Annotated in this window: 19 protein-coding genes; 6 read left to right on the forward strand and 13 right to left on the reverse strand. The window is 64.0% G+C overall.

Translation table 11 applies throughout. The features are described 5' to 3' along the window. Positions 1–59 precede the first annotated feature (59 nt). The 5 genes from MF134_RS03100 to aat all read left to right on the forward strand — a co-directional run bounded on the left by MF134_RS03100 (position 60) and on the right by aat (position 5,103). Positions 60–1,439: a M48 family metalloprotease gene (locus MF134_RS03100; RefSeq protein ID WP_255337912.1), complete on the forward strand. Its 1,380-nt coding sequence runs from the start codon at positions 60–62 to the stop codon at positions 1,437–1,439. 21 nt (positions 1,440–1,460) lie between these two features. Further along, positions 1,461–2,231 (forward strand): DsbA family protein, encoded by a 771-nt coding sequence (locus tag MF134_RS03105; protein ID WP_255337913.1) that lies wholly within the window; start codon positions 1,461–1,463, stop codon positions 2,229–2,231. A gap of 347 nt (positions 2,232–2,578) precedes the next feature. Then, entirely contained in the window at positions 2,579–3,067 is a 489-nt protein-coding gene (gene accB, locus MF134_RS03110) for an acetyl-CoA carboxylase biotin carboxyl carrier protein (protein WP_255337914.1), read from the forward strand. Positions 3,068–3,080: 13 nt separating this feature from the next. Beyond that, positions 3,081–4,430: an acetyl-CoA carboxylase biotin carboxylase subunit gene (gene accC / locus MF134_RS03115; RefSeq protein ID WP_255337915.1), complete on the forward strand. Its 1,350-nt coding sequence runs from the start codon at positions 3,081–3,083 to the stop codon at positions 4,428–4,430. 4 nt (positions 4,431–4,434) lie between these two features. Beyond that, the gene (gene aat, locus MF134_RS03120; RefSeq protein ID WP_255337916.1) at positions 4,435–5,103 is read left to right on the forward strand and encodes a leucyl/phenylalanyl-tRNA--protein transferase; all 669 of its coding nucleotides are present in this window, start codon (positions 4,435–4,437) and stop codon (positions 5,101–5,103) included. Here aat and MF134_RS03125 read toward each other — a convergent pair. The 8 genes from MF134_RS03125 to MF134_RS03160 form a co-directional block, all read right to left on the reverse strand. Further along, positions 5,043–5,495, reverse strand: coding sequence for a DUF2155 domain-containing protein (locus tag MF134_RS03125; RefSeq protein WP_255337917.1), 453 nt, complete (start codon positions 5,493–5,495; stop codon positions 5,043–5,045). The two genes, aat and MF134_RS03125, sit on opposite strands and share 61 nt — an antisense overlap. Positions 5,496–5,587: 92 nt before the next feature. Next, entirely contained in the window at positions 5,588–5,971 is a 384-nt protein-coding gene (locus tag MF134_RS03130; RefSeq protein WP_255337918.1) for an NADH:ubiquinone oxidoreductase subunit NDUFA12, read from the reverse strand. A 113-nt stretch (positions 5,972–6,084) separates the two neighbouring features. Further along, entirely contained in the window at positions 6,085–6,558 is a 474-nt protein-coding gene (locus tag MF134_RS03135) for a phosphate-starvation-inducible PsiE family protein (protein WP_255337919.1), read from the reverse strand. A 109-nt stretch (positions 6,559–6,667) separates the two neighbouring features. Next, positions 6,668–7,168 (reverse strand): GNAT family N-acetyltransferase, encoded by a 501-nt coding sequence (locus MF134_RS03140; RefSeq protein ID WP_255337920.1) that lies wholly within the window; start codon positions 7,166–7,168, stop codon positions 6,668–6,670. Beyond that, positions 7,165–8,712, reverse strand: a complete 1,548-nt coding sequence (gene gatB / locus MF134_RS03145; RefSeq protein ID WP_255337921.1) for an Asp-tRNA(Asn)/Glu-tRNA(Gln) amidotransferase subunit GatB — start codon at positions 8,710–8,712, stop codon at positions 7,165–7,167. The genes MF134_RS03140 and gatB overlap by 4 nt, the downstream gene beginning before the upstream one ends. Before the next feature lie 203 nt (positions 8,713–8,915). After that, complete coding sequence (locus tag MF134_RS03150; RefSeq protein WP_255337922.1) at positions 8,916–10,019, reverse strand: hypothetical protein; 1,104 nt, start codon at positions 10,017–10,019, stop codon at positions 8,916–8,918. 156 nt (positions 10,020–10,175) lie between these two features. Further along, positions 10,176–11,168: a hypothetical protein gene (locus MF134_RS03155; protein ID WP_255337923.1), complete on the reverse strand. Its 993-nt coding sequence runs from the start codon at positions 11,166–11,168 to the stop codon at positions 10,176–10,178. Positions 11,169–11,284: 116 nt separating this feature from the next. Continuing rightward, positions 11,285–12,703 carry an aminotransferase-like domain-containing protein gene (locus MF134_RS03160; protein WP_255337924.1) on the reverse strand — a complete coding sequence of 473 codons (1,419 nt, stop codon included), beginning with the start codon at positions 12,701–12,703 and terminating at the stop codon, positions 11,285–11,287. Between the two features lie 108 nt (positions 12,704–12,811). On the opposite strand from MF134_RS03160, the gene MF134_RS03165 reads away from it, so the two are divergent. Further along, positions 12,812–13,090 carry a DUF1127 domain-containing protein gene (locus MF134_RS03165; RefSeq protein WP_255337925.1) on the forward strand — a complete coding sequence of 93 codons (279 nt, stop codon included), beginning with the start codon at positions 12,812–12,814 and terminating at the stop codon, positions 13,088–13,090. Between the two features lie 174 nt (positions 13,091–13,264). On the opposite strand, the gene MF134_RS03170 is transcribed toward MF134_RS03165, so the two are convergent. The 5 genes from MF134_RS03170 to gatC form a co-directional block, all read right to left on the reverse strand. Next, entirely contained in the window at positions 13,265–13,501 is a 237-nt protein-coding gene (locus MF134_RS03170; RefSeq protein ID WP_255337926.1) for a hypothetical protein, read from the reverse strand. Positions 13,502–13,541: 40 nt separating this feature from the next. Beyond that, entirely contained in the window at positions 13,542–14,249 is a 708-nt protein-coding gene (locus MF134_RS03175; RefSeq protein WP_255337927.1) for a lysozyme inhibitor LprI family protein, read from the reverse strand. A 69-nt stretch (positions 14,250–14,318) separates the two neighbouring features. Then, entirely contained in the window at positions 14,319–15,800 is a 1,482-nt protein-coding gene (gene gatA / locus MF134_RS03180) for an Asp-tRNA(Asn)/Glu-tRNA(Gln) amidotransferase subunit GatA (RefSeq protein ID WP_255337928.1), read from the reverse strand. Then, the gene (locus tag MF134_RS03185) at positions 15,797–16,267 is read right to left on the reverse strand and encodes a GNAT family N-acetyltransferase (protein WP_255337929.1); all 471 of its coding nucleotides are present in this window, start codon (positions 16,265–16,267) and stop codon (positions 15,797–15,799) included. The genes gatA and MF134_RS03185 overlap by 4 nt, the downstream gene beginning before the upstream one ends. A 3-nt stretch (positions 16,268–16,270) precedes the next feature. Then, positions 16,271–16,558 carry an Asp-tRNA(Asn)/Glu-tRNA(Gln) amidotransferase subunit GatC gene (gatC, locus tag MF134_RS03190; protein WP_255337930.1) on the reverse strand — a complete coding sequence of 96 codons (288 nt, stop codon included), beginning with the start codon at positions 16,556–16,558 and terminating at the stop codon, positions 16,271–16,273. Between the last annotated feature and the right edge of the window lie 44 nt (positions 16,559–16,602).

Consider the following 16,602-nt stretch of genomic DNA (forward strand, 5'->3'; position numbering starts at 1 on the left):
GCGTGCTTGATACGAAACGCCGTTCCGGTCCACTAGCGGGTGAGAAAAAAGGACCGAACATGCAATCTTTCCTGCTCTCCCTGTTTGGAAAACTGGTCTGCCTGACGGCCGCAATCAGCCTTGCGGTACCATCCAGCGCCTTTGCGGCGGGCCGCGAGAAGGCCAGCCTTCCCATCGTCCGCGATGCCGAGATCGAGAGCCTCGTCCGCGAATACGCCCAGCCGATCCTGAACGCGGCGGGGCTTTCCCGCTCCGGCATCGAAACCGTTCTCGTCAACTCGGGGGATTTCAACGCCTTCGTCCTGGGTCGGCGCATCTTCGTCAACACCGGCGCCATCACCGCCACCGAAACCCCGAACCAGCTGATCGGCATTCTCGCCCACGAGATAGGCCATCTGGCCGGCGGCCATCAGCAGAGGCTGCGCGAGAAGCTCGAAGGGGCGCAGGCGATCGCGATCGTCGCTGCGCTTCTCGGCGCAGGTGTCGCCGCTGCTGGTGCCGCGTCCGGCGTCGACGGCGCTCCGGGCGTTGGCGCAGGCATCTTCAGCGGCGGCGCCAACATGGCGCAGCGATCGATCCTCGCCTATCAGCGCGGCGAAGAGGCAACGGCCGACCGCGCGGCGATCTCCTATCTGAACAAGACCGGGCAATCCGCCCGCGGGCTGATCGAAACGTTCCAGATCCTCGACCGCAGCAATCTCTTCTCCGGGTCGCAGGGTCGCACCTATCTGTCGTCGCATCCCATGCCGCGTGATCGCATCGCCGCCATCGAGGAGGCGGCCCGCAAGAGCCCGAGCTTCGGGCGGGCCGATCCGCCCGCGCTGGTCGAGCGCCACGACATGGCGCGCGCCAAGATCGCCGCCTACAATGGCGGCATGGGCGCGGTTCGGCGCATGTTCGCCAAGGACCCGCGCGGCCTGCCTGCCGCCTATGGCGACGCCATCGCGACGTTTCTCGCCGGCTCCACGGCCAGCGCGCTCCAGAAGATCGACCGGCTGATCGCCGCCCGACCGAACAATCCCTGGTTCCACGAAATGCGCGGCGAAATCCTGATGGCGGCCGGACGCGGCGGGGAAGCAGCGCGCGCCTACAGCCAGGCGATGCGCCTCGACCGGTCGAATTCCGGCATCCTGAAGGCAGAGGTGGGCCAGGCCCTCGTGTCGAGCGGCAATCCGGCCGACCTCGACAAGGCGGTGGAACTCATCCAGGCCGGCCTGAAGGACGACCCGATGAACGCACTCGCCTACCGCTTCCTCGCGATGGCCTATGGGCGGATGGGCGATGTCGGGCGGGCCGAACTCGCCACCGCCGAAGGCTACTGGCACGGCGGTGCGTTCCGCGACGCCAAGATCTTCGCCGCCCGCGCCCAGCAGAAGCTCAAGCCGGGCACGCCGGCCTGGCGCAAGGCGCAGGACATTCTCTCAACCAAGACCCGCTAAGCCCACGAAGGACAGTTCCCGATGGCCCTGAAACGATCGATCGCCGCCGCCCTCACCCTGGTCTTCACGGCCAGCGTCGCCATGCCGGCCGCGGTGGCGCAATCGCGCTTCGACGCCGCCGAAACCCAGGAAATCGAAAAGATCGTCCGCGAGTATCTGCTCGCCAACCCGGAGATCCTGGTCGAGACGATCGACGCGCTGGAGGCCAAGCGCGCCGAAGCGCTTGTCGCGTCTCAGGAGCAAGCGCTGGAGAAATATTCCGACGCTCTGTTCAGCGCGCCCGAGGGCACGGTCATCGGCAATCCGGACGGGAACGTCACGGTGGTCGAGTTCTTCGACTACAATTGCGGCTACTGCAAGCAGGCTCTGAGCGACATGGACGCGCTCGTGGAAAGCGATTCCGACGTGCGGTTCATCCTGAAGGAAATTCCGGTTCTCGGGCCCCAATCCCTCGGAGCGTCGCGTGTCAGCCTTGCCTTTCGTCAGGTGAAGCCGGACCTCTATCCCGAATTTCATCGCAAGCTTCTGAGCGCACGCGGCATGGTGGACGCGGACAAGGCGCTTGCCGTCGCCGAGGAGTTCGGCGTCGAAGAAGGGACACTGCGGCCGCTCATGGATTCCAAGGAGGTCGTGGCGGAACTCAGCAAGGACAGCGAAATCGCCGAAGCGCTCGGCATCAGCGGCACGCCGAGCTACGTGATCAGCAATCAGGTGATGCCGGGTGCGATCGGGCTTGAAAACCTCGCCAGCGCCGTTTCCAACGTCCGCACCTGCGGCACCGCCGTCTGCTGAGACACGCCAAGGAAACGGGTATTTTTCCAATTAGCGCTTTGCGAGACGGCGTATGCGCCCTATAGGCGTTTGCGAATGTCGCGGTGCGAGGAACCGGGACCGGCCATGGACGGCAGACCGGAATGGCTCCGGCGCTTCCTGCGGTGGCAATGATAGAGGGTCGCGTTCAAGCGTCTGTCCCTAGCGGCCAGGCGCAAGAAACCACGATCACGACGGATCGCAGGGCGTCGGCAGACGTTTTACGGCTTGAATTCGGGCCGCATTCAGGTTTCGAGTTCCCGCATCATGGCAGCGGTCTGCCGCTGCCCCTGTTGCCAATGTCTGGCCGAATCGGCCTAAGGAAGACGATGCCCAAGGAAGACACGACCGTCGATCCGATCTTCGTACGCGAACTCGCATCGATTCTGAACGAAACCGACCTCACCGAGATCGAGGTCGAGCACGGCCCGATGAAGGTGCGCGTGTCGCGCCAGAGAGAGGCGGCCGCCATGCAGGCGCCGGCCTATTATCAGCAGGCGCCGATGCACCAGCCGGCGCATGCCGCGCCGCCGCCGCCGCAACCCGCTTCGGCGCCCGCTCCGGCAGCTGCCACCGGACCGGAGCCCGGCACGGTCCCCTCGCCCATGGTGGGAACGGTCTATCTCTCACCCGCGCCGGGGGCCCGTCCCTTCGTCGAGGTGGGCCAGAGCGTTCAGGAAGGCGAGACCCTGCTGATCATCGAAGCCATGAAGACGATGAACCAGATCCCGGCGCCGCGATCCGGCAAGGTCACGAAGGTCCTGGTGGAAAACGCCCAGCCCGTCGAATACGGCGAGCCTCTCGTCGTCATCGCGTAAGAAGGGCTGAACCATGGTGAAGAAGGTCCTCATCGCCAATCGCGGCGAGATCGCCCTTCGAGTCCTGCGCGCCTGCAAGGAGCTCGGAATCTCGACGGTGGCCGTCCATTCCACCGCAGACAACGCGGCCATGCACGTCCGCCTCGCCGACGAGAGCGTTTGCATCGGCCCGCCGCCCTCGCGCGACAGCTATCTCAACATCCCCTCGATCCTGGCGGCCTGCGAGATCTCCGGTGCCGACGCCGTCCATCCCGGCTACGGGTTTCTTTCCGAGAACGCCCGATTCGCCGATATCCTCGCGGCCCACGGCGTCACCTTCATCGGCCCTACCGCCGAGCATATCCGTGTGATGGGTGACAAGATCGAGGCCAAGCGCACGGCCAAGCGCCTCGGCATCCCGGTCGTCCCCGGCTCGCCCGGCGCCGTCACGGACGACGACGAGGCAGCGCGCATCGCCGACGACATCGGCTTTCCCGTTCTGGTCAAGGCGTCGGCCGGCGGCGGCGGGCGCGGCATGAAGGTCGCCCGCAGCCGCGCGGAGTTGCCTGTCGCACTGCAGACGGCCCGCGCCGAAGCTGGCGCCGCGTTCGGCGATGACGCGGTCTATATCGAGAAATATCTCGGCAAGCCGCGCCATATCGAAATCCAGGTGTTCGGCGACGGTGCCGGGAATGCGATCCATCTGGGCGAGCGCGACTGCTCGCTGCAGCGCCGCCACCAGAAGGTCTGGGAAGAGGCGAATTCGCCCGCCCTCACGCCGCAGCAGCGTGCCGAGATCGGCGAGATCTGCGCCAATGCGGTCGCCGAGCTCGGCTATCGCGGCGCCGGCACGATCGAATTCCTGTATGAAGACGGCCAGTTCTATTTCATCGAGATGAATACGCGGCTGCAGGTCGAACACCCGGTCACCGAAGCGATCACCGGCCTCGACCTGGTGCATGAGCAGATCCGGGTCGCCTCGGGCCAGGGATTGTCGGCCAAGCAGAGCGAAATCGTGTTTTCCGGCCATGCGATCGAATGCCGGATCAATGCCGAAGACCCGAAGACCTTTGCGCCGTCGCCGGGAACGATCAGCCACTACCACACGCCGGGCGGCCTCGGCGTGCGCGTCGATTCGGGCGTCTATCAGGGCTACAAGATCCCGCCCTTCTACGACAGCCTGATCGGCAAGCTGATCGTTCATGGCCGCAACCGAACCGAATGCATGATGCGGCTTCGTCGGGCGTTGGACGAGATCGTCGTCGACGGTGTGAAGACGACATTGCCCCTGTTCCGCGACCTCGTGGACAATGCCGATGTCGGAGCGGGCAATTACGATATCCACTGGCTGGAGCATTATCTCGCAGGCGACGCCCAGGGGTGAGACCATGGCGTCGCGCGGAGGTGAAGGAGCGGAAATTTCGCCGGCGCTGCTTCTCAAGGCTTACGCTTGCGGCATCTTCCCGATGGCCGAATCGGCCGACGATCCGGAGATCTTCTGGGTCGACCCGACCGAACGTGGCATCCTCCCGCTCGACGGGGTTCATCTTCCAAGGAGCCTGCGCAAGGTGATCCGGCGCCGCCGGTTCGAGGTTCGGGTGGATACGGCTTTCGCCGCCGTGGTCGACGGTTGCGCCGAGCCCGCTCCCGGCCGCGACCAGACCTGGATCAACGAACCGATCCGCTCCCTCTATCTTTCGCTGTTTCGCAACGGCTTCGCCCATTCGGTCGAGACCTGGATGGACGATCGCCTCGTCGGCGGGCTCTACGGGGTGTCCTTGCAGGGGGCGTTTTTCGGCGAGAGCATGTTCTCGCGACAGACCGACGCTTCGAAGGTTGCGCTCGTCTATCTCTGCGAGAGGCTTACGCGCGGCGGTTACACCCTGCTGGACACGCAGTTCCTGACCGATCATCTGGAGCGCTTCGGGGCGATCGAAATCGATCGGGAGAGCTACCAGTCGCGCCTCGCAGAGGCGCTGTCCGTGGACGCGACCTTCTATCCCTCGGGGGCGGGCACGGCGGATTCGGTCTTGCAGCTTTTCAGCCAGACGTCATAGACGGGGTGTTCCACCGCATTGAGGCCGGGTGAATCGGCGAACATCCAGCCGGAGAAGATCCGCTGGATCTTGCGATCGAGGGTGATCTCGTCGACCTGCACGAAGGCGTCTGTGCTTTCCGCCTCGCCCTCGGCGCTGGTCAGGCAGACCTTGGGTGTGACTTGCAGCGAGCCGAACTGGACCGTCTCGTCCACATAGACGTCGAACGTGGTGATCCGGCCGGTGATCTTGTCGAGACCGGAGAACACGGCGACCGGATTGCGGACGCGATCCTGCGTCGCCGTCGCGCCGTCGAGCGAGAAATCCTCCTGCGACAAGGCGGGCAAGGTCCATGTCCACGCGCCAAGCGCCAAGGCCGCCAGCAGGCTCAAATTTCGCTTCATCCGGATCATGCCAACATTATGCCGCCGCACCTCAATCCCGCACTGCAAGACTGACGTGCCGGGGCGGGCAACAGAAGGCCGCTTTGACAGGGCATCGGCCCTCACGGCGTCCAGGCGTCGTATTCGCCGGTGACCCTGGGGCGTTCCTTGCCCGGACGCAGCAACGATCCCGAGGGGCGATACGCCTTGGCCGTGCCGGTATGGTTGGGCTGGAACGGTTTCTGCCAGTCGCGCGGGACGTATTTCTCGCCACTCGGCGGCGTGTCGACGCGGTGATGCATCCAGCCGTGCCACCCCGACGGAATGGCGGACGCCTCGACCGGACCATTGAAGATCACCCAGCGCTTCGAGCCGTCGGCATTGGTGTAATAGACGTTGCCGAACTCATCCTCACCGACCTTCTTGCCATGCCGCCAGGTGGAAAAGCGGGTGCCGATCGTCTGACCGTTCCACCAGGTGAAGATCTGCAGAAGCCATTCCTTCATGGAGATTCCGATCCATTCAAAACCGGGCTCGTTATGCGTCCGCTGCCGGCAAATGTCCACCCGGAACCGACCCCGGCCGATCCTCCAGGAGAGGGCCAGGCAACCTCCTCGCTTCAGTCCGAATTGCGCGGGTCATGCTCGCCGCCGGTGATCGTTCCCGTCTTTCCGCTCTGCTCGCGCTGATCCACCCAGTGAACCATCATCAGCAACAGACCGAGGGCGATCATCGCACCGGCAAGCCCGATGAGGAAAGAACCCGTCGTGTCATCGACCTCCAGCAGGATGAGTTTCCGCACGACGGCAAGCACACCGATGACGATCACCGTCTTCACCTGGGCCAGCCGATGATCGCCTGTCGCCATCTGATGGATCGAGTGTGCAAGTTCCAGGGCGATGACGACGGCCAGCACGCGGTCGAAAAGCGTCTGAAAAGACGTGTATTCCAGCTGTTGATCGAAATCGAGGATAGCCAGTCCGGTGGCCCGCAAGAAGCTCCAGAGCGCCAGAAGCACGACGCCCACCATGCCAATCAGCAACAGATGGGCAATCAGACGTTCGAATCGGAAATAGAGCTTCACAAACTGCATGACAGCACCGCTCCCGGTTCGGCCGTCCATGGACGCCACGGACCATCAGGAAGCTGGAGTAGCCAGAACGGCTTTCCATCTTGCAGCGCACATGGCGCATGCCGGAATGTCAGGCGGACAGCCTGCGTTCGTAGACGGCGGCCGGAATGCCGCTGTCGCCGCCGCAATCCTCGGTGCGGCCAATGGCCTCGAAGCCGTGCGCGCGATAGAACTCCACGGCACCGCTATTGGCTTCTTCCACTTCCAGCCGGATCGTCGTGGCGTCAGGAAAGGCCGCGATGACTTCCTCGAGCAGCGCTGTCCCGATCCCCTGCCCCTGCAGATCCGGATGGACATAGAGCTGGTGCAGCATGACGAGCTTGCGTTCCGGGTCGGAGGATGCGGCAAACGCCACACCGCCGATGCGCTCGGCATCGTCGGCGACGATAAATTCCGACTCGGGCCGCGTCAGCCGCGTTTCCAGCGCCTTCACGCTGTGCCAGGAGGTGGTGATCTCCGAGACCTTCTCGGGTCCGTAAATCGCGTCATAGGTCGCATGCCAGGTCTCACCTAGCAGCGAGCTGATCGCCTCGAGATCGTTCCGGCTGGCGGTGCGAACGAAAAAGGTCATTCCACCCCGAGCTTCTGTTTGACCAGCGCATTCACCGCCTGCGGGTTGGCCTTGCCGCCCGTCGCTTTCATCACCTGGCCGACGAACCAGCCGGCAAGCGAGGGCTTGGCCTTGGCCTGTTCGACCTTGTCCGGATTGGCTGCGATGACCTCGTCGACGGCCTTTTCGATGGCGCCGGTGTCGGTCACCTGCTTCATGCCGCGCTCTTCGACGATCGCCTTCGGGTCGCCCCCTTCGTTCCAGACGATCTCGAAGAGATCCTTGGCAATCTTGCCGGAGATCGTGCCTTCGCGGACAAGAGAAACAATGGAGGCCAACTGAGCAGGTGTTACCGGACACTCGGCAATACTAAGGTTAGCACCCCTTAGCGCCCCAAAAAGTTCGTTTACTACCATGTTGGAGATGCCATGCGCTACAGTATGCCCACTGCTTTGCTTGTCAGCTAACCCCAACCCTTCTTGTTCAGCGGCTTTCAAACATTCTTCAAAATAAATGGCTTCTTTTAGATCAGCAGTTAAAACAGCGGCATTGTATTCTGAAAGACCAAATTTCTCCATAAATCGCGCCTTCTTGTCGTCCGGCAATTCGGGCAGTTTCTCGAGGAGCGCGTCGATATAGGCTTGGTCGAATTCGAGCGGCAGAAGGTCCGGATCGGGGAAATAGCGATAGTCGTGCGCATCTTCCTTGCTGCGCATCGCCCGCGTCTCGCCCTTCACCGGGTCGAACAGCCGGGTCTCCTGATCGATGACGCCGCCATCCTCGATGACGGCGATCTGTCGCCGGGCCTCCGATTCGATCGCCTGACCGACGAAGCGGATCGAGTTGACGTTCTTGATCTCGCAGCGCGTGCCGAACGGGCCGCCCGGACGACGCACCGAGACGTTGACGTCGGCGCGCATGGAGCCCTCGTCCATGTTGCCGTCGCAGGTGCCGAGATAGCGCAGGATCGTCCTCAGCTTGGTGAGATAGGCCTTGGCCTCGTCGGCCGAGCGCATGTCGGGCTTCGAGACGATCTCCATCAGCGCGACGCCGGAGCGGTTCAGATCGACGAAGGACATGGTCGGATGCTGGTCGTGCATCGACTTGCCGGCATCCTGTTCGAGATGCAGCCGCTCGATGCCGACTTCGATATCCTCGAACTCGCCCTGCTTGTTCGGCCCGACCGAGACGATCACCGTGCCCTCGCCGACGATCGGATCCTTGTACTGGGAGATCTGATAGCCCTGGGGCAGATCGGGATAGAAATAGTTCTTCCGGTCGAAGACCGAGCGGTGGTTGATCGCCGCCTTCAGCCCGAGGCCGGTGCGGATCGCCTGGCGCACGCATTCCTCATTGATGACCGGCAGCATGCCAGGCATGGCGGCATCCACGAGGCTCACATGGGAGTTCGGCTCGGCACCGAAGCTGGTGGCGGCGCCGGAAAACAGCTTCGCCTCCGACTTGACCTGGGCATGCACCTCCATGCCGATGATGATCTCCCAGTCACCGGTCGCGCCGGAAAGGAAGTTTTTCGGGTCGGGCGTACGGGTGTCGACGATGGTCATGAAAGGGCGTCCGGACTTTTTCGATTCAGCGATTTCGCTAACGGAATGATGGCGAGGGTTCAAGCGGAACCGCACGTGCCGACATGAGCCGTCGGTAGCCACCTCAGCCGAGGTGGCCCTCGGGCACCTGGACGTTACCCTGCCGCTCGCCGAGATCTTTCGCGGAGTCCACGAGCTCGTGGCGGAAAACCGATCGCCCCCGCCTAACGAAACCGGTAGGCCTCCACACTGTCATAGAGCTGGACGATCAAACCGGCACTGGTGGCCGCCAGGAAATCAGCCGCCTTCGGCAGAAGATTGCGGGCCGTCACGCGGCCAGACGCCGTGTCGATCTCGTAGAGATAGTCCTTCTCGCAACTCCCGCCGCTCGTGGAATAGACGCGATCGCCGTGGAGGATGACGTTGGTGTCCGAGACGTTGAACGGACTCACCCAGACGACGCGGGAGAATGTGCGGTCGGTCTTGACGAGAATGCCGGCCTGTCGCGGCCGATCCTGACACCGCCAGGGCCCGTCGATGGTCAGATAGGCGCCGTCGCCGCCCAGTGTGGCGGAAAGCACGGCGATGCGCGCGCTTTCGATCCCCAGGTCGACGCCGTGAAACCTGCGCGAGATCGGGATCTCGAAGATCTTCTCGATCCGCGCGTCCCCGTCGATGACAGCGTTGAGAATGGAAAGCTCCCCGTCTCCGAAATAGGTCTCCCGGGAGAGCAGGTACCGATCGTCGGAGGACAGTCGCGAGAGGTAATAGCGCTGCGCCTGCGCACGGGCGTCGAGGCCCTTCCCTGCGGTGTCGAGTTCCCGCCGCACTCTCAAGACGAACAGGCGCGGCAGATTCTCGCATCGCCCCCTCAAATCCAGCCGGCAGGGCTGGTCGGCCGACCGATCGACTGTGAGCGTCGGGACTTCACTGGCGAGCGCCGCCAGGCTGGGGACACTGGCAATCCTGGTAATCGCGATATCGCGTTGTGGCCCCGGGTTGGGCAGCGGCTTCGGCAGGTTCAGGACCGAAGCGCTCGATCCAAGGTCCTGAGAAATGGATCGAAGTGACTCCAGCGACATGAACTGCCGATACGAGATGCCTCTCTGAGCGGCATCGCTTGGAAGGGTCGGAGAAGTTGGAGGTTCCGAGGGTAAAGGCTCACCGTCGCGGCCGTTCAGGGCTGCCGGTGGGTCGATCGGGATCGAGTATTCGGTGTCCTCGCCGACTTCCTCGTCGACTTCCAGATTTTCTTCCAGCTCTTGCGCAACGACGAGGCGGACACCGAAGAGACACAGAACCAGAAGAGTGCCGATATATCGAAGCATTGGTCAGGTCTATAATGACGTTGCGGTATCCTTACGTGACCGTAAAATGCGGCTTGGCGCAACCGTGTTGTAAGCTGCCCAATTGTGCCGATGCAAAATGTGCGTGATGGCGCCGCCCGCCGCCGCGCCAGCAGGCGCGGCAGACCCTCGCCGGCCCTAGCGGAAGCGATAGGCCTCGGCACCCTCGTAGAGATCGACAAGCAGGACCTCGTCGGTGGCGACGAGGAAATCGGCTGCGGTCGACAAGACGTTGCGGGCGGTCACGCGGCCGCTTTGCCGGTCGAGTTCGTAAAGATAGTCCTTCTCGCAGCTTCCCCCGCTCGCCGCATAGATCCTGTCGCCGCGAAAGACGACGTTCGTGTCGGAGACATTGAAGGGGCTGACCCAGGCGACGCTCGTCAGATCGCTGTCGGCCTTGACGAGAAGACCCGCCTTGCGGCTGCGATTGCTGCAGCGTGATGGCGTGTCGATGGTCAGGTAAACCGCACCGGTGTCGTCCTCTGCCGCCGAAAGGACCGCGACATTGGCATCCGCGCTGCCCGCCTCGAAGCCATGCCGAGACCTTGAAAACGGGACTTCGAAGATCTTGAGGACGTTTCCCTCGCGATCGGCGAGAGCGTTGACAAGCGAAACGCCCCCCTCGCCGAAAGCTTCCGTGCGCGAGATGATCAGCCGGTCCTGCGGACCGAAGCGCGACAGATAATAATAAGGCTCGCTATGGGCGCTCGGTTCGCTTCCCACCCGACGAAAAGCCTCGTAGAGCGTGTCGGCCAGCTTCTCGCTCACCCAGGCGCACCGCTCGATCCAGTCGATACGGCAGGGCTCGCCGAGAGCAATGGCCGGAGCGAGCGCGGGATTGTCCGCCGCGAGGCTCGCCAGACTGTCGCCCGCGCCGATCTTCGTGATGGCGATGTCCGGCTGCGGCCCGGGATTGGCACGAGGCTTCGGAACCTCAAGCACCTCGACCGGCAAAGTATTCCCCGATGCCGCTTCGAACCCCGGATCGACGAGTTGGCGAAAGCCGATCGGGGAACTGGCCGTGGCCGAATTTTGCGGTGCGGCGCTCGGGGCCGATGTCGGCCCGGCGCGTGCGGCACCAGCTGTCGACAGCAGGGCCGCGAGAAGCAGTGCCAGACACGGGCGCAACATCGCATATCCCTCCCGATCGACCGGTTCGTTGTCGAGGGAAACGTAGCGGATGGGAGCCGGCGCGCCAAACCCCCGGGAAGCCCCGCGGGTCTACCCGACGAGTCACTCTGCCTTTCTCAGGCGACGCTCACATAGGTGATGCTGCCGCTGTCGATGAGCCCCTTCAAAACCTCCAGCGCATTGGCGAGGATGTCCCGTTCCCCGACTGCCGACAGGCCGAAGCGGACGCAATGATGGGCGCGGTCGCCCCGCACGCTCTGAAACTCGTCTTCGCCATCGATCCGGATTCCATGGTTGCGGGCCGCCAGTTGGAAGGCCGGAGACGTCCAGGGCGCCGGCAGGGAGACCCAGCGATAGGGAACTGCCGCAGCCTGTCCTGTGGTCGTCACGTTGAAGATCCGGTCAAACAATGCGCTGCGCTCGGCGATTTCCGCCATGACAGCCTGCCGGATCGCCTCGGCCCGGCCCGAGAGCACCAGCCGGGCGGCGACTTCCATGTTGAGATAGGGGCGCCCGCCGGTCAGCTGATTGTGCGCGACCGTCACGCGAATGGCCTGCCCGCGGGGACAAGCGGCCCAGCCTACGCGAAGGCCCGCCGCAACGCTCTTCGACAATCCGCTCACGAAGAAGGTCCGTTCCGGCGCCAATGCAGCGATGGGCGGCACGTCGACATCGGTGATCTTGCCGTAGATATTGTCCTCGATGATCAGAAGATTGTACTGTCGTGCAATCGACACAATCTCCTCGCGCCGCTTCAAGGGCATGGTCCGCCCGGTCGGGTTGTTGACGGCTGGCATGAGGAAGATCATGCGCGGATGCTGCCGCGCTGCGCAGCGTTCGAGCTCTTCCGGCAGCATGCCGTCCTCGTCCATGGCGACCACGAGCGGCGCCCGGCCGATCATCGTTGCCGCCCGCGCGACGGCCGCGTAGGAAAGATCCTCGAAGACGATCCGGTCGCCCGGACGAGTGGCGGTGGCAATGATCCCCTGAATGGCGGCATTGACCCCGAGCGTCGGCACCACGTTCTCGTTGACCGGGCGCCATCCGCCGGTCGCGAGCCATTCGGCCCCCGCCTCGACCCAGCTCTCGGGAACCCCGCGCACATAATCGAGTGCCTTGGCCGGCGAATCCCGCAAGACCGCAGCGTAGACCGAGGCAATCTCGTCGGCCTGGCCCACAAGCGGGGCGGACGTCGAGTCGAGTTTGGCATCACCGCTTTCGGGGCCGGGGATCGAGTCGACGGTCGAGTTGCGCAGGAGCGCCGGTCCGTCAGATTTCGCGGTCTCCGGCTCGTGCTTGCGCACATAGGTGCCGCGCCCGACCTCACCCGTCGTCAGACCGCGCTCGCGGGCGATCTGGTAGGCCCGGCCGATGGTCCCGACCGTCACTTTCAGGTCGAAGGCGATGTCTCGCTGCGCGGGCAGCTTGTCGCCGGGCTTGAGCACGCCGTCGATGATCGCCCGCTCGATGGCGTCGGCGAGCCGCAGATAGAAAGGCGTCCGCTGGTCGTCGGAAACGTCGAACCGAATTGTCACCCTGACACCTCTCTTTGTCACCCTCACTCCTTTTCGATTGTAGCAGTGAAAAATCGAGATACAAGGGACACAATGGTGCAATCGATGCAATGAAAGGAGAATGTCACCATGACAATGCATCATGCGAGGGTCGCGATGATCGAAGACGGACCTGTCAAGGGACTGAGCCGCGCTCGGCCCCGCACCGAAGCCCTGCCGACCCTGTCCGAAGCCGTTCGCGGCCTTGTCGCGAGCGTCATGTTCGTCATCGGCAGCTTCGGTCGCCGGGAACGCATGCGCAACGACATGCTCGGCCTCACCGACGATCAGCTCAAGGATATCGGCGTCACGCGCGACGAAGCGCTGCGCGCCGCCGAGCGCATCGAGTGGCGTTCCGACTGGAAGTGATTTCCGGCGCAGCAGAAACAGCGATATCAGCCGCAGGAATCGGAAACGATCGCAGGTCCACAGATGGACGGCGCACGGCGGCCAATATCGAGGAAAGTCAGTATCGATGAGGCGTCGCGGGATTGAACCTGCGGCGCCTTTTCCGTTGCGTATTCAATGGGGCAGCGAGCGGCCTCACCCGCCCAATTCGCGCGTGATCGTGGCGCGTTCATCCTCCAGGCTTTCCGTCGCCACCGGCCGGCCGGCTCGGCGATACCAGTAGGCGGCATTGCCGAGGTCGCCCTCGATCCGGTGAAGATGGGCATGGATCCAGGCGGCTTCCGGCGAAGGATCGTCCTGGACGATCCCGTGGGCAGCGTCCCAGTTTCCCTCGGCGAGTTCGTCGAGCGCCATGCGCAACGTGTCGGCCATGGGCTTTCTCATCCTCTGGTGCGACGGCCAGCGTAAACCGTCAGGCACCACCGCACATATGCTGCGAGTCCGGCAGCGTCCAGGTCCCGCCGGTCCGGCTGTTGGTGGCGGTGTAGAACCGGCCGCGATCGTCGCCCGGCGGGCAGTTGCGGGGGATCGATATCAGGCAGAGGGTCACGCTGTCGCCCGGCTTCGAGCGAATGATCTCGTCTTCGCGCTCATAGGAGACACCAACCCCGCCATTGGAATATTCGACGCCCGTGCCGAAGTCGTAATCCTCGTCCGTTGGCGGTCCGTCTCCGGCGAGGCGCGGATGGACGCTTTCGATCTGCGTCGTCACGCACTCGCCGATCCTGTTCGGCAAGTCATTCGATCGCGGTGCATCGCCGTCCGCGATCAGGTCCGCAGAGACGAGAGACGGCAGCGGGTCCGGTTTTCCCATGCTCCCGAAGTTCTGGAGCACTGCGATATAGGTGGCGAGGATGCAGCCCTTGTCCGTCCCGCAACTCGCCCGGTTGGACTGGAAGTCACGCGCTGTCTGCCGCACCTCCTCGGAGAACTCGCCAGCTTTTCTTGCGGCCGCGTAGGCCTTGCCCAACCGGCCATCGAGAGCCGACAGGAGCATGTCGCCGCAGACGGTTTCTTCGGCCGGCGTCGAGGCCTTGTCGCAGTCGAAGCTTGCCGCCGCAGCGGGTACGGACACGAGAGCCGCCCCCAGCAGGAAACCACTCAAAGGCCAAAGACGCATCGGGTGCCCTCTCCCTCACGACAATATGCCTGCAGCGCCCGCGTCAGCGCTCGTTGGCGCCTGCCGCCATCACCACCATTTCGCCGGCGTGAAGCGACCTGCGGCCTTCTCGATGACCGAGCCCAGCGAGAACAGCGTTTCCTCGTCGAAGGGGCGCCCGATGAGCTGCAGTCCGAGCGGCAGTCCGCCTGCGTCGAGTCCCGCGGGAACCGCGATGCCGGGCAGGCCGGCCATGTTCACCGTCACGGTGAAGACGTCGTTCAGATACATCTTCACGGGATCCGAGGCCATTTCCTGATCGGCAATGCCGAATGCGGCCGAAGGCGTCGCCGGCGTCAGAAGCGCGTCGACACCTTCGCCATAGACGGTTTCGAAGTCGCGCTTGATCAGGGTGCGGACCTTCTGGGCCTGCAGGTAATAGGCGTCGTAATAGCCGGCCGACAGCACATAGGTGCCGATCATGATTCGGCGCTTGACCTCGCGGCCGAAGCCTTCGGCGCGGGTCTTTTCGTACATGTCGACGATGTCCTTGCCCGGCACGCGCAGGCCGTAGCGCACGCCGTCATAGCGCGCGAGGTTCGACGAGGCTTCGGCGGGAGCGACGATGTAATAGGCCGGCAGGGCGTATTTCGTGTGGGGCAGCGAGACGTCGACGATCTCGGCGCCGGCCTCCTTCAGCCACTCGATCCCCTTCTGCCACAGGGTTTCGATCTCCTGGGGCATACCGTCCATGCGGTATTCTTTCGGCACGCCGATCTTCAGACCCTTGATCGAACGGCCGACGGCCGCCTCGTAGTCCGGCACTTCGCGGTCGACCGAGGTCGTGTCCTTCGGATCGACGGAGGCCATGGACTTCAGCAGGATCGCGGAGTCGCGGACGTCCCTCGCGATCGGCCCGGCCTGATCGAGGGACGAGGCAAAGGCGACGATGCCCCAGCGCGAGCAACGGCCATAGGTCGGCTTGATGCCGACGGTGCCGGTCAGCGCTGCGGGCTGGCGGATCGAACCGCCGGTGTCCGTCGCCGTCGCGCCAGCGCACAGATGCGCGGCGACCGCAGCCGCCGAACCGCCGGAAGAGCCGCCGGGCACGAGATCGACATTCGATCCCTCCTTGCGCCACGGGTTCTTCACGGGGCCGTAATAGGAGGTCTCGTTGGACGAGCCCATGGCGAACTCGTCCATGTTCAGCTTGCCGAGCATCACCGCGCCGTCGGCCCAGAGATTGGACGTCACGGTGGATTCGTAGCGCGGCTCGAAGCCGTCGAGAATGTGGCTGCAGGCCTGGGTGTGGACGCCCTCGGTCGCATAGAGATCCTTGATGCCGAGCGGAATGCCGTCCAGCGCGCCCGCCTCGCCCTTGGCGATCCGATCGTCGGAGGCCTTGGCCATCGCCTTCGCCTTGTCGGGCGTCACCGCGACATAGGCATTCAGCATCGGGTTAGCCGCGTCGATGGCGGACAGATAGGCGTCGGTCAGTTCGACGGCGCTCGTCTCTTTCGACGCCAGCTTGTCGCGCGCCTCGGCGATGGTGAGGGAAAGAAGGTCGCTCATCGGGAAAGGCTCTTTTCGTAAAAGCGGCTATATTCGGAATCGGGATAGTCGAGGACGGCGGCGCAGCGGCGGAAGCCAGCGCCTTCGTAGAGTGCCCAGGCCGGCTCGAAGCCGGGCGTGTTGCCGGTTTCGAGCACGAGGCGATCGAGGCCCTTCTCGCGGGCCTGGCTCTCGATCTCGGTGACGATCTGCCGTCCGAGCCCCTGGCCCCGCAAGCGCGGCTCGCAGAACATGCGTTTGACCTCGCCGGTCTCGCCGTCATGCACCTTGAGCGCGCCCATCCCGACCGCCGTTCCCGCCGCATCGCGCGCGACGATCACGGTGGAATCGGCACCCGCCATCTGTTCCACGGTCAACTGGAACTGGAATTCCGGCGGTGACAGCGGCTTCAGATAGGCGTTGAGGCTTGCGACCATCACGCGGAGCTCGTCTTGGAGAGGAGATTCGACGGCGAGCGACCAGATCATCGCCTATTCGACGACCTTGGGCACCATGAAGAAGTGATCCTCGCTCGCGGGCGCATTGGCGACGATGTCGTCGGCCTTGTCGCCATCGGCGATCACGTCGGCGCGCTTCTTCATCTCCATCGGAATGACCGACGTCATCGGCTCGACACCGGTCACGTCGACCTCGGAAAGCTGTTCGACAAAGCCCAGAATGGCGTTGAGTTCGGCCTCCATCGCCGTGACGTCATTGTCGCTGACGGCAATGCGGGCGAGCTTGGCCACGCGGCGGACGGTGGCGGAATCGACGGACATCTTGAACCTGACGGCTGGTTTTCGCGTTTCCCGCTCTCATAACG

This window comes from Jiella marina (genome assembly GCF_024359545.1).
Taxonomy (GTDB): Bacteria; Pseudomonadota; Alphaproteobacteria; order Rhizobiales; family Rhizobiaceae; genus Jiella.